General features: G+C 66.3%; 17 protein-coding genes. 14 read left to right on the top strand and 3 right to left on the bottom strand.

The window, feature by feature from the left end; translation table 11 throughout:
* Positions 1-16: 16 nt before the first annotated feature.
* On the bottom strand, positions 17-919 hold the full coding sequence (locus MF270_RS20440; protein ID WP_238367638.1) for an MBL fold metallo-hydrolase: 903 nt from the start codon (positions 917-919) through the stop codon (positions 17-19).
* A 115-nt stretch (positions 920-1,034) separates the two neighbouring features.
* Here MF270_RS20440 and mutL point away from each other — a divergent pair, with 115 nt between their 5' ends.
* The 7 genes from mutL (at position 1,035) to MF270_RS20405 (ending at position 7,971) form a co-directional block, all read left to right on the top strand.
* On the top strand, positions 1,035-2,927 hold the full coding sequence (gene mutL, locus MF270_RS20435) for a DNA mismatch repair endonuclease MutL (RefSeq protein WP_238367637.1): 1,893 nt from the start codon (positions 1,035-1,037) through the stop codon (positions 2,925-2,927).
* Positions 2,924-4,096, top strand: coding sequence for a DNA recombination protein RmuC (locus MF270_RS20430; protein WP_238367636.1), 1,173 nt, complete (start codon positions 2,924-2,926; stop codon positions 4,094-4,096). Before mutL ends, MF270_RS20430 begins: the two co-directional genes overlap by 4 nt.
* Positions 4,097-4,298: 202 nt before the next feature.
* Complete coding sequence (locus MF270_RS20425; protein ID WP_238367635.1) at positions 4,299-4,649, top strand: hypothetical protein; 351 nt, start codon at positions 4,299-4,301, stop codon at positions 4,647-4,649.
* A complete protein-coding gene (locus MF270_RS20420) occupies positions 4,646-4,876 on the top strand; it encodes a hypothetical protein (protein ID WP_238367634.1) in 231 nt (76 codons plus the stop codon). The genes MF270_RS20425 and MF270_RS20420 overlap by 4 nt, the downstream gene beginning before the upstream one ends.
* A gap of 522 nt (positions 4,877-5,398) precedes the next feature.
* Positions 5,399-5,893: a DNA packaging protein gene (locus MF270_RS20415; protein WP_238367633.1), complete on the top strand. Its 495-nt coding sequence runs from the start codon at positions 5,399-5,401 to the stop codon at positions 5,891-5,893.
* A complete protein-coding gene (locus MF270_RS20410) occupies positions 5,880-6,206 on the top strand; it encodes a head-tail joining protein (RefSeq protein ID WP_238367632.1) in 327 nt (108 codons plus the stop codon). The genes MF270_RS20415 and MF270_RS20410 overlap by 14 nt, the downstream gene beginning before the upstream one ends.
* The gene (locus MF270_RS20405) at positions 6,193-7,971 is read left to right on the top strand and encodes a phage terminase large subunit family protein (RefSeq protein ID WP_238367631.1); all 1,779 of its coding nucleotides are present in this window, start codon (positions 6,193-6,195) and stop codon (positions 7,969-7,971) included. The genes MF270_RS20410 and MF270_RS20405 overlap by 14 nt, the downstream gene beginning before the upstream one ends.
* A gap of 112 nt (positions 7,972-8,083) precedes the next feature.
* Here MF270_RS20405 and MF270_RS20400 read toward each other — a convergent pair whose 3' ends face one another.
* Together MF270_RS20400 and MF270_RS20395 are read right to left on the bottom strand one after the other, a co-directional pair.
* On the bottom strand, positions 8,084-8,308 hold the full coding sequence (locus tag MF270_RS20400) for a hypothetical protein (RefSeq protein WP_238367630.1): 225 nt from the start codon (positions 8,306-8,308) through the stop codon (positions 8,084-8,086).
* Positions 8,305-8,589, bottom strand: a complete 285-nt coding sequence (locus tag MF270_RS20395; RefSeq protein WP_272490831.1) for a helix-turn-helix domain-containing protein — start codon at positions 8,587-8,589, stop codon at positions 8,305-8,307. Before MF270_RS20395 ends, MF270_RS20400 begins: the two co-directional genes overlap by 4 nt.
* Before the next feature lie 15 nt (positions 8,590-8,604).
* On the opposite strand from MF270_RS20395, the gene MF270_RS20390 reads away from it, so the two are divergent.
* From MF270_RS20390 to MF270_RS20360, 7 genes are all read left to right on the top strand, one after another.
* A complete protein-coding gene (locus MF270_RS20390; RefSeq protein WP_238367629.1) occupies positions 8,605-8,841 on the top strand; it encodes a hypothetical protein in 237 nt (78 codons plus the stop codon).
* On the top strand, positions 8,838-9,050 hold the full coding sequence (locus MF270_RS20385; protein WP_238367628.1) for a hypothetical protein: 213 nt from the start codon (positions 8,838-8,840) through the stop codon (positions 9,048-9,050). The genes MF270_RS20390 and MF270_RS20385 overlap by 4 nt, the downstream gene beginning before the upstream one ends.
* Positions 9,051-9,137: 87 nt before the next feature.
* Complete coding sequence (locus tag MF270_RS20380) at positions 9,138-9,653, top strand: hypothetical protein (RefSeq protein WP_238367627.1); 516 nt, start codon at positions 9,138-9,140, stop codon at positions 9,651-9,653.
* Entirely contained in the window at positions 9,650-9,823 is a 174-nt protein-coding gene (locus MF270_RS20375) for a hypothetical protein (protein ID WP_238367626.1), read from the top strand. Before MF270_RS20380 ends, MF270_RS20375 begins: the two co-directional genes overlap by 4 nt.
* Complete coding sequence (locus MF270_RS20370; RefSeq protein WP_238367625.1) at positions 9,820-11,139, top strand: phage portal protein; 1,320 nt, start codon at positions 9,820-9,822, stop codon at positions 11,137-11,139. Before MF270_RS20375 ends, MF270_RS20370 begins: the two co-directional genes overlap by 4 nt.
* Positions 11,136-12,956 (top strand): prohead protease/major capsid protein fusion protein, encoded by a 1,821-nt coding sequence (locus tag MF270_RS20365; RefSeq protein ID WP_238367624.1) that lies wholly within the window; start codon positions 11,136-11,138, stop codon positions 12,954-12,956. Before MF270_RS20370 ends, MF270_RS20365 begins: the two co-directional genes overlap by 4 nt.
* The gene (locus MF270_RS20360) at positions 12,956-13,171 is read left to right on the top strand and encodes a phage head-tail joining protein (protein WP_238367623.1); all 216 of its coding nucleotides are present in this window, start codon (positions 12,956-12,958) and stop codon (positions 13,169-13,171) included. The genes MF270_RS20365 and MF270_RS20360 overlap by 1 nt, the downstream gene beginning before the upstream one ends.
* Position 13,172 lies beyond the last annotated feature (1 nt).

Raw genomic sequence — 13,172 nt, 5'->3', positions numbered from 1 at the left:
CACGTCTCCTTCGCAGTCAGAATCGGTTCGCAGGGATCTTGAAGTAACTCTGCCCATCCTCTTCGGGCTCGGGCAAGCGCCCTCCGCGCAGGTTCACCTGCAAGGCATGCAGCATCCGGTCCGGCAAAGACAGCTTTTCGTCGCGCGCGTCACGGATGCGGCAGAAGTCTTCCTTGCTGCGCCCGCCCTTCAGATGCGGGTTGGTCTCGCGCTGCTCGGCCACGGTGGCAAAGAAGGCCGGGTCCTCGCGCGCGCCCACCGGCGGGTAGTCATGACCATGGAACAGCCGCGTGTCATCCGGCAGGTCGAGCAGGGCCTGCAGCGAGTCGTAGAGCTCGGCCGAGGAGCCGCCGGGAAAATCGGCCCGGCTGGTGCCCACGTCGGCGGCCATGAAGGTGTCATGGACAAAGGCCGCATCGCCCGCGACGTAGCTGATCGACCCCAGCGTATGGCCGGGCGACAGCATCACCCGTAGCTGGGTCTCGCCAAGGTCGAACCGGTCCCCATCCTCGAACAGCCGGTCGAAATCGCCCTCCACGTCGAAGGCGTCCGGCAGGTTGTAGAGGTTGCGCCACAGCACCGCGATGTCAGGCACACGGGCCCCGATGGCGGTCTGCGCCCCGGTCTGCTGCTTCAGCCAGGCCGAGGCCATCAGGTGATCGGCATGGGGATGCGTGTCGAGGATCCAGGCGACCTCCCACCCCTTGTCGTTCACGAAATCGAGGATCTCCTGCGCGCTGTCATACCGGACCCGCGCCGCCGAGGTGTCGAAATCGGCCACAACGTCGATCAGCGCCGCCTGCCCCGTCGCCTCGTCCACCGCCACGTATTGCCCCGACCCGCTGGCGGCGTCGTAAAAGCAGTCGACCCGCAGGCTGCCCGGCCCGGTGGAGGGGCTGGTCTGGTGATGCATCGGCATGATGGTCTCCTGTCCATATTCCATTTGTCGAATGGGAAACGCCACGCTCGCGGGCTTGTTCCAATTGCGCGGCGAGACTTTCAGAATCAACGCGCCCCATGCTAAGTCTTGGGGCATGACCTCTCCTGCACCCAAGATATCCACAGATCGCCCCGTGATCCGCCAACTTGACGATGGCGCGATCAACCGCATCGCGGCTGGCGAAGTGGTGGAGCGCCCCGCCTCGGCTGTCAAGGAACTGGTCGAGAATGCGCTCGATGCCGAGGCGCGGCGGATCACCGTGGAAATCGCCGATGGCGGCAAGACGCTGATCCGGGTGACGGATGACGGCTGCGGCATGACGGCGGATGACCTGCCGCTGGCCCTGTCGCGCCACGCCACGTCCAAGATCGACGGCTCGGACCTGCTCGACATCCACACCTTCGGCTTTAGGGGCGAGGCGCTGCCCTCGCTTGGCGCGGTCGGGCGGCTGACGATCACCTCGCGCGCCTCGGGTCACGAGGCGGCGCAGATCGCGGTCTCGGGCGGGCAGATGGGCCCGATCCGGCCCGCCGCGCTGCGCCAGGGCAGCGTTGTCGAGCTGCGCGATCTTTTCTACGCCACGCCCGCGCGGCTCAAGTTCCTGCGCACCGACCGGTCCGAGATGCAGGCGATTTCCGACGTGATCAAGCGGCTGGCCATGGCCGAGCCCTTCGTCGGCTTTACCCTCGTCGATATGTCCGGGGATGGCGAGGGGCGCACCACCTTCCGCGTGGACCCCGAGGCGGGGGACCTCTTCGACGCGCTCCACGGCCGTTTGGCCCGCATCATGGGCCGCGACTTTGCCGAGAACGCCCTGCGGATCGAGGCCGAGCGCGATGGGCTGCGCCTCACCGGCTACGCCGCCCTGCCGACCTATTCGCGCGGCTCATCCGTGGCGCAATATGTCTACGTGAACGGCCGGCCGGTGCGCGACAAGCTCTTTGCCGGGGCGATCCGCGGCGCCTATGCCGATTTCCTGTCGCGCGATCGGCACCCGGCGCTGGCGCTGTTCCTCGATTGCGACCCGCACATGGTCGACGTGAACGTGCACCCGGCGAAGTCCGAGGTGCGGTTCCGCGATGCCGGGCTGGCGCGGGGCCTCGTCGTCTCGGCGCTGAAACACGCGCTGGCCGGGGCCGGGCACCGCGCCTCGACCACCGTGGCGCAGGCCACGCTGGGCGCCTTCCGCCCCGAGGCGCCGGCCCAGCCGCGCATCTACCAGATGGACCGCCCGTCGCTCGGTGCGCGGATGGCGTCCTACCAGGCGCAGGCACCAGGCTTTGCGGACATGGCCCAGGCCTGGTCGGGCCGCGTGGTCGACATGCCCGAAGATCCTTCCCCAGCCGATCCCGAGGCCCACGTGCCAGCGCAAGGCTCCGAGGCGCGCCCGCAAGGGCGCGACGAGGCCCTCCCCCTCGGCGCCGCCCGTGGCCAGGTGCATGAGAACTACATCATCGCCCAGACCGCCGACGGCATGGTCATCGTCGACCAGCACGCCGCGCACGAACGCCTCGTCTACGAAAAGCTCAAACGCCAATTGGCCGAAACCGGAGTCCCCGCCCAGGCCCTGCTGATCCCCGAGGTGGTGGAGCTGTCGTCCTCGGACGCCGCCCTGATCCTCGAGGTGGCCGAGGACCTTGCCACCATGGGCCTCACGCTCGAACCCTTCGGCGCCGGCGCCATCTGCGTGCGCGAAACCCCTGCGATCCTCGGCGAGGTCAACGCCGAGGCCCTCGTCCGCGACCTGCTCGACGAACTCAGCGACACCGGCAGCGCCCGCGGCGTGCAGGAGCGGATCGAGGCGATCCTCAGCCGCATGGCCTGCCACGGCTCCATCCGCTCCGGCCGCCGCATGCGCGCCGAGGAGATGAACGCCCTGCTGCGCGAGATGGAGGCGACTCCCCATTCCGGCCAGTGCAACCACGGCCGCCCCACCTATGTCGAGCTGAAACTCAGCGACATCGAGCGGCTCTTCGGGCGCACATGATCCAGATCGGCGGCGCGTCCATCGACCTGTCCGACCCGTCGGTGCTGGCCAGCCTCGCCGCCGTCGGCTTTGCCCTGCTTCTGATCCTCATGCTGCTGGCCCTGCGCGGCGCCAATCGCTCGGCCCGGCTGGTCGAACAGACCGCCCATGCCATGAACACGCTCGGCACCCGCGTGCAGGCCCTCTCGGATGGGCAGGAGCGGCTCTCGGGCGGGCTGACCCACGTTTCCGAGGCGCAGGCGGCCCAGCAGCGTGGCATGCTGCAGCTGATGGAGCAGCGCCTGGCCGAAGTGCAAAGCCAGATGACCGACAGCCTGCAAGGCTCGGCCCGCCGCACGGCGCAGAGCCTTGGCGAATTGCAGGAGCGGCTCAAGACCATCGACAAGGCGCAGGACAACATCACCAAGCTTTCCGGCGATGTGCTGGGCCTTCAGGACATCCTGTCGAACAAGCAGACGCGCGGCGCGTTCGGAGAGATCCAGCTGAACGACATCCTGCACAAGGCCCTGCCCCGCGACGCCTATACCCTGCAAGCGACCCTGCCGAACGGCCGGCGGGCCGATTGCCTGATCCACCTGCCCAATCCCCCCGGCCCCATCGTGATCGACGCGAAATTCCCGCTGGAAGCCTACGAGGCCCTGCGCCGCGCCGAAACGCCGGAACAGACGACCCGCGCCGCCCAGCTGATGCGCCAGTCGGTCCGCGCGCATATCCGCGCCATCGCCGAGCGCTACATCCAGAACGGAGAGACCGCCGACGGCGCGCTGATGTTCCTGCCCTCCGAGGCAGTCTATGCCGAGCTGCACGCCAACTTCCCCGAACTGGTGCGCGAAGGCTTTGCCCTGCGGGTCTGGATCGTCTCGCCCACCACCTGCATGGCCACGCTGAACACCATGCGCGCGGTGCTCAAGGATGCCCGCATGCGCGAACAGGCCGGCACGATCCGCCGCGAACTGGCGCTGCTGAGCGCGGACATGGAGCGGCTGGGCGACCGCGTCGCCAACCTCGACCGGCATTTCGGACAGGCGCAGAAGGACCTGACCGAGATCCGCACCAGCGCCGAAAAGGCGGGCAAACGCGCGCACCGGCTGGACAATTTCGATTTCGAAGAGCTGGCGTCGGATCCGCCGCTTGCCGCGCCCCGTCCCGCGCTGCACGGCGGCGAGTAGGCGCCAAATGAAAAAACGGCGTTGGTGACCCCGGCAGGACACCACCCTTCAAGACTTCCAGAAGCAAGATCAAAGCACTGAGCGGGACACAGCTCCATCATCAGCGCCATTAGGCGCCAATGGGTTACGGAGCGGACCGGGACACAGCTCGGCACGCCACAAGTCCAACCTCGCCCGCCACATCGCCCCCGATCACAAGCGCATGGCGCGCGTGTTGGGCTACTGCCTCACCCTGAACACATCGAGCGCCTGGACCGGCTTTGCGCTGGCAACGTCCGCCCGGCTCACTGTGCCCGAGCGCGTTGCGCTTTCCTTTGCCGCACTGTCGTCCCTGCCCGATGAAACGGCCAAGGCGACCGCTGCTGCCGTCCTCGAAGGCGCGGGCGAACCTTTGCCACCGTTCCTGGGCGGGATGGAAGACGCGCGCACCTGGGCGGCATGGGCCACCCCCGAGGAACGGAAAGCCTACGCTCTAGCCGCCTTCGAAGCGATGCCGCCGCAGGATCAAGCCGCCTTTTTCCGCCACATCGGGACTTTGGAGCTGGCGGCATGACGGCGAACGAACTGGACGAGATCCTGACGTGCCACTGGCCTGCGGTCCTGCGCCGCGTGATGGCCGATGGCAGCGACGAATGGGTGCAGGGCTTTGCCAAATCCATTGCCCGCCAGGGCAAGCGCCCCGGATGGCGCCCGACCCCGAAACAAGCGTGGATCATGCGCCGCCTGGTGGCCGACCTGGCCGCCGGGGCAGGCGACACGCTGGAACTGATCGAGAGGTAGCGAAAGCGGCGACCCTGCGCGCCATCTCACGCAGGGCCGAAGTGGTGGTTCGGGTAAGCAACGATGGCACCACACTCGGCAAGCCTACCATGGGCGGGATCACAGGCAAAGGGCAGTCCGAAAGGCTGAGGCCCGATCCCCGGCACCGCGCTCAGGTGTCGCAAGCAGCAGCCAACCGACCAGCGTGAGCGCGCGACTGGATGGGCCCTAAGCGAAGGACCGGCTCCGTTGAGCAGGAACGACACGCAGAGGGCATAGGGACTGCCGCGCTTCCGAGCGTGGGCAGTCGTCCTATGCCCTTCGCTCAGAACCTCACCATTGAGCAGAGACAGAGACATGAAGACGAAGCGACAGACAGACACATGGCAGCCGGTCGGAGAACTCATCGCCGCACTCACCGGACACGTTCTCAGCATTCGGGCCGACGCCGGGCGCTACGGGTCCTTCCGGGCGGGACCGTATACGGGTCAGCAGAGCGCAGAGGTTCAGCCTGTGCAAAGAATTCCATAAGGGTAAGAAATCATGCGCGTTTTTTCTGAACTTCCCCTGGACGGAACCGCCGTGCACATCATCGGCGGCAAGGATCTGTGCACCCTTCTGGGCATTTCATCCGGCGCGCTCACCGACCTGAAGAAACGCGGCCTTGCCGTTCACCTGAAACACGACGCCTACGACCTCGAAGCCACCGTTCGGAACTACGTCGAACACCTGCGCGGCGTGGCGGCGCAATGGGGCACACCTGACCAGGCCGCCCAGCTCACCGCCGAACGCGCCCGGCTGGCGAAGGAACAAGCCGACGCCCAGGCGCTCAAGAATGCCAAGCTGCGCGACGAACTGGTGAACGCCTCCGAAGTCGAACACGCCTGGGCCGATCTTCTGCGCCAGGTCCGCGCCCGCATCCTCGCTGTGCCGTCCCGCCTGCGCGCGGACCTGCCAGCCGCCGATCCCGATACCTTCAACACGCTGGATCGCGCCTTGCGCGATGCCTTGACGGAGCTTGGCAATGCCTCTGACTGATCCCTTTTCCGCCGCCGCCTCGGACCTGATGCAAAGCGCCCTTGCGGTTGATGCCACCTATGTTCCCTACGGCGGCCAACCAGTTGACATTCGGATCGTGCCTCTGGCCGAGGATCGACAGACAGAATTCGGGGCCACCACCTTCGTTTCGGCAACGTTCCGATGCCTGATCGCGGTGTCCGCAATTGCCAAGCCGACTTCGGGCGACCTGATCACTTACGGCGGCAGGACCTATCAAGTCCAAGGCGTTCCAATGCGTGACCAACGGCATCTGTTCTGGCACATCGAAGCCCCGTGCAATGCCAACGATTGACCAGGTGGCCGCCCGCGCCCGTCGCGCCCTGATCCCGCCACCGCGCTTGCGCCTGTCGGACTGGATCGAAGACCACGTTCAACTGCCCGAAGGCGTCAGCGCCCAGCCCGGCCCCGTGCAGCTCTGGCCCTTCCAGCGCGAGATTGCCGACGCCATCGGAGATCCCGACCTCGAACGTGTCACCCTCGTCAAACCTGTCCGCGTGGGCTTCACCACCCTCCTGACCTCTGCCCTTGCGTCCTTCGTCGCCAACGAACCTGCGCCCATCCTCTGCCTGCTGCCCGCCGAAGCCGATTGCCGCGATTACATGGTCAGCGACGTGGAACCGATCTTCGCCGCGTCCCGCACCGTGGCCGATGCCCTGGGCGACGACCGCGAGGAAGGCGAACGCAACACGCTGCTGTCGCGCCGCTTCCCCGGCGGATCGCTGAAAGTCGTCGCCGCCAAGGCCCCGCGCAACCTGCGCCGACACAATGTCCGAATCCTGTTCATCGACGAAGCGGACGGCATGGAAGCGACCGCCGAAGGCTCACCGATCCTGCTGGCCGAACGCCGCACCCTGTCTTTCCCCGACCGCAAGATCGTCCTCGGCAGCACCCCGGTGCACGAGGAAACCAGCCACGTCCTGCGCGCCTATGCGCAATCCGACGCCCGGATCTTCGAGGTGCCCTGCCCGAGCTGCGGGGCCTTCGCGGAAATCCAGTGGGATCAAATCGTCTGGGACGACGACGCGCCGGAAACCGCCCGCTGGAAATGCCCCCATTGCCGCGACGAGATCCCCGAGGCCCGCAAGCCTGCGATGGTCGCGGCAGGCCAGTGGCGCGCCACGCGGCCCCAGATCAAGGGCCATGCGGGCTTCAGGCTCAATGCCCTGGTGTCGCTTCACGTCAATGCGTCCTGGGCGCGGCTGGCGGCCGAATTCATCGGCGCCAAGGACGACCCGACCACGCTGCAAACCTTCGTCAACACGATCCTGGGCCAAGGCTGGCGCGGCGAAGGTGACGAGCTGGACGACGAAGCCTTGTCGGAACGCGGCGAAGCCTTCGGCCTCGAGCTGGTGCCTGCCGAGGTGCTGGCGCTCACCGTGGGCTGCGACGTGCAACACGACCGGCTGGAACTGACCTTTCTGGGCTGGTCCGAAGACGGCACGGCCCATGTTCTTGGGCATCGCGTGATATGGGGCCAGTGGGACGACGAAGGCACCTGGACGGACCTCGACACGCTGCTGAAACAGACCTTCCGGCACGAGCTGGGCGGGCGCATCGGGATCGACGCGGCGGCCGTGGACGCGGGCGACGGCACGACCATGCACCGCGTCACCGCCTTCTGCCAGCCGCGCACCAGGCGCAAGGTGCTGGCGATCAAGGGCGCGCCGGGCAACCGGCCGATGATCGAACGGGCGGGATCGAAGACCAAGACCGGCGCGCGGCTCTGGATCGTGGGCGTGGACACGCTCAAGACGCTGATCTTCGCCCGCCTGTCGCGCGGCGCATCCATCCGCCTGTCGGCCGAACTGCCGCGCGTCTGGCATGAACAGGTCGCCAGCGAACGCGCCGTCATGCGCTACCGCCGGGGCCAGCCTGTCCGCAGCTTCGAGCGTATCCCAGGGCGCCGGGCCGAGGCGCTGGATTGTGTCGTCTATGCCTTCGCGGCCCGGCAGATCCTCAACCCGAATTGGGACCAGCGGCGGCAGGAGCTGGCCCAGGCTGCGCCGCTGGCGCGCCCGGCGGCCCCGGTGCTGCAATCGAGCTGGATGAAGCGATGAAGACAGGGGAGAACACACCCGCGCGGGCCGCAAGATGCGCGAAGTGTTCCCGTTATTCGGTGAGTGGGCAAAGCCAGAGAGCGCGCGGCAGAGACAGACTGCCCGGCGCGTTTCACCTACGCCACAACTGGCCCAGCTCTTCGTCAAACCACATTTCTGCAATGTAGTCGGCACCGCCTACAGATCGAAAGTCCTTGGCCTGTGGCGCACGTGCCTCGAGCCAAGACCAGAAGTCATAGAAGCTTGGTTCTTGATCGCCGTTATTCATAAACCCCGTCTCAGCAGCCCAGTCGTGCACGAGACTCCGAATGACCTTCTCAGCATCGGCTTTCTTCATTTCCTCAACCTCACACCTGCCCCGCCGCCGTTCTCTGCGATGAACTCAACCCCGGCACCTTCCAGCGCTGCGCAGATTGCCTCAATCGCCTTGGGCGCTGGGAAGGGACTGCCAGAACCCTCAGCTCTCTTCACCGTCATTGACGACACGCCAGCCGCAGCAGCTAGGGCCGACTGAGACATTCCACACAGCCCTCGCGCAGCGCGAATTTGTGCACCCAAGATTTTCTCTTGTTCCAATTTAGAACATTCCTTATGTTCTGTTTTGGAACAATACCACATCAGGAGACCCTGACAATGACCAAAGACCCCGCCTGCGGGAACGGCCCCGCTTTGCCTGACCTCAGAATGATGCACATCAATGCGTTGCACCTGCTGGAAGCATTTGAGTTGCTGGACGCGATTCAAGACGTGTGGCCAAGCCGCCAACCGATCACGCCGATCTGCATCGCGTTCAAGTCGATTGCGAAAGACCTGGCCGACAGCCTCGAAAAGATGGCTGACGCCCAGGACAAGAAGGAGGCAGGCCAATGAGCGCGCCAGCCGACCCCCTGCAAGACAAGTACGGCCCCGGATCGGTGTTCGCCCATGCCTGCCGCGTGGAATCGCTGATCCGCGCGGCCGACTGCATGGTGAACCATTGCGCCGAGGCGATGGACGAGAACCACCCCGCCGTCGGGCTTGTCGGGATCATCAGCATGGCGCGCGAGGAAATCGAGGCGTTGGTGGTGCGGCTGGACTAGCCAACGACGATTAATGCCATCATATTTCAGGTTGACACAGGATCGCGGTGCGCGCAATATTCTGTCAACTTGACACAGGAATGCTCAATGTTGACCAGAACTGAATTCTTGATCGTTGGCGGGATGAAAGAGGCGCGCTTCATGTCTCTCAAGCGGCGCGGCCACCTGCGCCTCTGGGAAGACTACAAGCAAGGGCTTCCCGAAACCGTCGAGGCTGCGACAGCCAAGAGCCGCAAGTACGCTTGGCAGGACGCTTTGTATCTTCGGTTGGTGGACGACCTGATGATGAATGGCGGTCTTTCCAGCGAGAACGCAGGCTTCGCCGCAGGCAACGTACTTCTCAGCACATTCGACCGGATTGCAGACCCCACGGTCGAAATCTGGGGGGCGCAAGCGGCCTTCGACAGCGAGATCGGCGGATATTGGCACCTCTCGGGCACGCTTCGCGAGATCGCTGATCAATTGGAGCCCGGCATGGATGACGACGCACTCGGCGAACCGGTCAAACTGGCACGGGTCGTCATGGTGAACATCTCCAACGCCGCGCGAGAAGTCGAACGCGAAGCCCAAAAGCTCGGCATGACTGTGACTTGGACGGCATGACCGTTCGCAACCGCATAAAGCGCGCATTCCCCAGCCAGGTGTCGCGCTTTTTCCGCCGCTCGGGCATCGAAGCCGCAGGCGGCGGGCGGCGCTGGGAGGGTTCGCGCTCACTCTCAGCGCCGCAAAATTACAGCTCGGTAATCCCCCTTCCTTTGGACCCTGACACATGAGCTTCCCCTTCGGCATCTTCACCCGCATCGCCGCGCCCTTCCGCAAGCGCTCCGGCATCGAGGCCGCAGGAGGGGGCCGCCGCTGGGAAGGCGCTTCGACCCTTGCCGCGCCGCAGGTGTCCACGCTGGCCGCCCGAGGTACAGCCCAGCTCCGAGCCTCTGCCGCCTACATCAACACCCCTTATGGCAATCGCATCATCGAGACCTATGTCTCTGCGCTGGCAGGCGGGGGGTGGCAGGTTCGCTCAAAGCATCCTGACCAGGCGACCGCCCGCGACCTGAACACCGCATTCGAGGCGCTGGTGTCGCCGTTGCTGCCCACGGTTATCCGCGCCTTGGTGCGCGACGGCGAAGCCTTCCTGCGCATCCAGATCACCCGCGCGGGCGAGATCCGGTTGAAACAATTGCCCGCCGAACAGGTGGACGCCACAATTCACCGCGACCTGGGCGACGGGGGCCGCATCGTGGCCGGTGTCGAATTCGACGCCGACGACGAAGTGACCGCCTATCACATCCTGCCCGAGGCCCCCGGCACCCCCTTCACCACCTACAGCGCCGCCGTCCGCATCCCGGCCCGCGACGTGCTGCACATCTTCGACCCGCTCTTTCCCGGCCAGGTGCGCGGCCTGTCGTGGCTGGCCCCGGTCCTGTTGAAACTGCGCGACCGCGACGACGCCTCCGACGCGCTGCTGATGCAGACCAAGGTCGCCAGCATGATGACCGGCTTCATCCGTGACCATGACGCCTCCCTTGGGGGCTTCGACGGCGAATTGAACGGTTCTGCCTTGAACGTATCACTGGAACCCGGCGCCATGCGCATCCTGCCGCCCGGCGCGGACGTGACCTTTTCCAACCCCGGCCAGGGGCTGGCGCAAGCGGTGGACTTCCTGCGCGCGCAGGATCGCGAGATTGCCGCCGGTGTCGGGCTGACCTTCGAGGCACTGACCGGCGACCTGACCCAGACCAATTACAGCTCCGCCCGTGTGGGCCTGCTGGACTTCCGCCGCCGCGCCGAAATGCTGCAACGCCACCTGATCGAGGGCCAACTTCTACGCCCGCTCTGGCGGCGCTGGATCGAGCTGCGCGCGCTGGCGGGCGAGATCGAGGGCGGCAACGACTTCCAAGCCGTCCGCTTCGTCCCGCCCGGCTGGCAATGGGTGGACCCGAAGAACGAAGTCGAAGCCGACGCCCGCGCGATCGAGGCGGGCCTGAAAAGCCGCGAGGAAGTCGTGGCCGGGCGCGGCCGAGACATTGACGACCTCAACGACGAACTGGCCCGCGATGCCGGGCGCGACACGAAGGACGCTGCCGAATGACCATCCACGTCCGCAACCTGACCCCCAGCCCGACCACGGTGGACCGCACGGCCCGCACGGTCGAAGCCATCGTGTCGACCGGGGCCGACACGCCCCGCGCCGGTTTCATCGAACGCCTGGACCTGGCCGGTGCCGACCTGTCCCGCCTCATCGGCGCGCCGGTCCTGGACGCGCACCGCAGCGCCTCGACCCGCGACCAGCTCGGAGTGATTGAGGCGGCCGAGATGCGGCCCGAAGGGATCTGGGTGCGCATGAAATTCCGCAGCAACACCGCCGCCGAATCCGTGCTGTCGGACATTGGCGACGGCACCCTTCGCGGCCTGTCCATCGGCTACCAGGTGGCCGAGTGGGCGGAAACGCGGGACGGCAAGCTCCGCATCCGCACCGCCAAACGGTGGATGCCCATCGAGGTGTCCGTTGTCCCTGTCCCGGCTGATCCGGGCGCACACTTCCGTAACGGAGAATCGAGCATGGAAGACAAATTGGACGCTATCAGAGAGCGCGTCGAACTTATCCAAAGGGATGGATATGTCGAGGTCAGACTTCGCGATGATGGTTCAGAGGAAAACCTCACCACCCGCGCGCAAAGCAACGCCGAAATCCGCACCATCGCCGAGACCGCCGGGCTGACCCGCGCCTGGGCCGATGAACAGATCGACGCCGAGGCGACCCCGGACGAAGCCCGCCACGCGGCCTTCGAGGCGATGCAGCACCGCAGCGCCAGCACCGCGACGCGCACCACCCGCGCCACGGTCCTGACAGATCACACCGACCCGACCGCCATCGCGACCCGCGCGGGCGAAGCGCTCTGGGCACGGTCGCACCCCGGCCACGAGCTGAGCGAAGCCGCCCGGCCCTACGCCGCCATGTCCACGGTCGACCTGGCCCGCGACTGCCTGCGCCGCTCCGGTAGCTCTATCACCGGCCTCAGCGCCGATACCGTGATCACCCGCGCGCTGCACACCACGTCCGACTTTCCGCTGATCCTGGGCGACACCGTGGGACGCGAGCTGCGCCGGGCCTACACCGCCGCACCGTCCGGGGTGCGGATGATGGCCCGCCAGACCACCGCCCGCGACTTCCGCGCCAAGCGCGCCCTGCAATTCGGCGAAGGCCCCGAGCTGCTGAAGGTGAACGAAGGCGGCGAATTCAAGTCCGGCACTATCGAGGAATCGGCCGAGACCTACAGCGTCGAGACATTCGGCCGGATCTTCAGCATTTCCCGCCAGGCGCTGGTGAACGACGACCTGGGGGCCTTCACCCAGATCCCGGCCAAGCTGGGCAACGCGGCCCGCGCCTTCGAGGCGGCACAACTGGTGGCCAAGTTGGTGGCGAACCCGACCATGAGCGACGGCACCGCCGTCTTCCACGCCGATCACGGCAACCTCGCCACCAGCGGCGGGGCGCTCAGCATCTCGACGCTGAACGCCGCCCGCCTTGCCATGCGCCGCCAGACGGGCCTTGGCGGCGAACCCATCGACGCCTCGCCCTTCGCACTTGTCGTCCCGCCCGAGCTGGAAACCGTGGCCGAACAACTGCTGACCCAGATCAACGCGACGAAGACCGAGGACGTGAACCCCTTCGGCAACTTGAAGCTGGCCGTGGAACCCCGCCTTTCGGACGGCGGTGCCTGGTACGTCGCCGCGAACCCCGCGACCATCGACGGCCTGGAATATGCCTACCTCGAAGGTTCGCCCGGCCCGCAAATCGAAACCCGTCAGGGCTTCGAGGTGGATGGCGTCCAGATGAAGGTGCGGCTCGACTTCGGCTGCGGCTGGACCGACTACCGCGGCTGGTACAAGAACGAGGGCGCCTGATGGCCGTCCCATCCGAAGAGCTACAGACGCTGCGCGATGCCTTGGTGAAGGCCAGGGCGCGCGGCATCCGAAAAACCGAAATCGAGGGCATGAGCGTCGAATACCGTTCCGACGCCGAAATGGCAGCCGCCATTGCCGACCTGGACCGGCGCCTTGCCGCAAGCCAGGCGGCACGGCCCGCCACAATCGCCTTCTCCGCTTCGAAAGGAATCTGAC

Source organism: Mesobacterium pallidum, from assembly GCF_019966535.1.
Taxonomy (GTDB): domain Bacteria; phylum Pseudomonadota; class Alphaproteobacteria; order Rhodobacterales; family Rhodobacteraceae; genus Mesobacterium; species Mesobacterium pallidum.
Note: the sequence above shows the minus strand (reverse complement) of the source record. Positions and strands in the feature narration are given on the sequence as shown.

Coding starts and splice junctions, on each gene's coding strand:
- MF270_RS20370 (WP_238367625.1), top strand. CDS start 9,820: ATGAGCTTCCCCTTCGGCATCTTCACCCGCATCGCCGCGCCCTTCCGC.
- MF270_RS20390 (WP_238367629.1), top strand. CDS start 8,605: ATGACCAAAGACCCCGCCTGCGGGAACGGCCCCGCTTTGCCTGACCTC.
- MF270_RS20385 (WP_238367628.1), top strand. CDS start 8,838: ATGAGCGCGCCAGCCGACCCCCTGCAAGACAAGTACGGCCCCGGATCG.
- MF270_RS20420 (WP_238367634.1), top strand. CDS start 4,646: ATGACGGCGAACGAACTGGACGAGATCCTGACGTGCCACTGGCCTGCG.
- MF270_RS20430 (WP_238367636.1), top strand. CDS start 2,924: ATGATCCAGATCGGCGGCGCGTCCATCGACCTGTCCGACCCGTCGGTG.
- MF270_RS20400 (WP_238367630.1), bottom strand. CDS start 8,308: ATGAAGAAAGCCGATGCTGAGAAGGTCATTCGGAGTCTCGTGCACGAC.
- MF270_RS20415 (WP_238367633.1), top strand. CDS start 5,399: ATGCGCGTTTTTTCTGAACTTCCCCTGGACGGAACCGCCGTGCACATC.
- MF270_RS20440 (WP_238367638.1), bottom strand. CDS start 919: ATGCCGATGCATCACCAGACCAGCCCCTCCACCGGGCCGGGCAGCCTG.
- MF270_RS20365 (WP_238367624.1), top strand. CDS start 11,136: ATGACCATCCACGTCCGCAACCTGACCCCCAGCCCGACCACGGTGGAC.
- MF270_RS20360 (WP_238367623.1), top strand. CDS start 12,956: ATGGCCGTCCCATCCGAAGAGCTACAGACGCTGCGCGATGCCTTGGTG.
- MF270_RS20395 (WP_272490831.1), bottom strand. CDS start 8,589: ATGTGGTATTGTTCCAAAACAGAACATAAGGAATGTTCTAAATTGGAA.
- mutL (WP_238367637.1), top strand. CDS start 1,035: ATGACCTCTCCTGCACCCAAGATATCCACAGATCGCCCCGTGATCCGC.
- MF270_RS20425 (WP_238367635.1), top strand. CDS start 4,299: ATGGCGCGCGTGTTGGGCTACTGCCTCACCCTGAACACATCGAGCGCC.
- MF270_RS20405 (WP_238367631.1), top strand. CDS start 6,193: ATGCCAACGATTGACCAGGTGGCCGCCCGCGCCCGTCGCGCCCTGATC.
- MF270_RS20380 (WP_238367627.1), top strand. CDS start 9,138: ATGTTGACCAGAACTGAATTCTTGATCGTTGGCGGGATGAAAGAGGCG.
- MF270_RS20410 (WP_238367632.1), top strand. CDS start 5,880: ATGCCTCTGACTGATCCCTTTTCCGCCGCCGCCTCGGACCTGATGCAA.
- MF270_RS20375 (WP_238367626.1), top strand. CDS start 9,650: ATGACCGTTCGCAACCGCATAAAGCGCGCATTCCCCAGCCAGGTGTCG.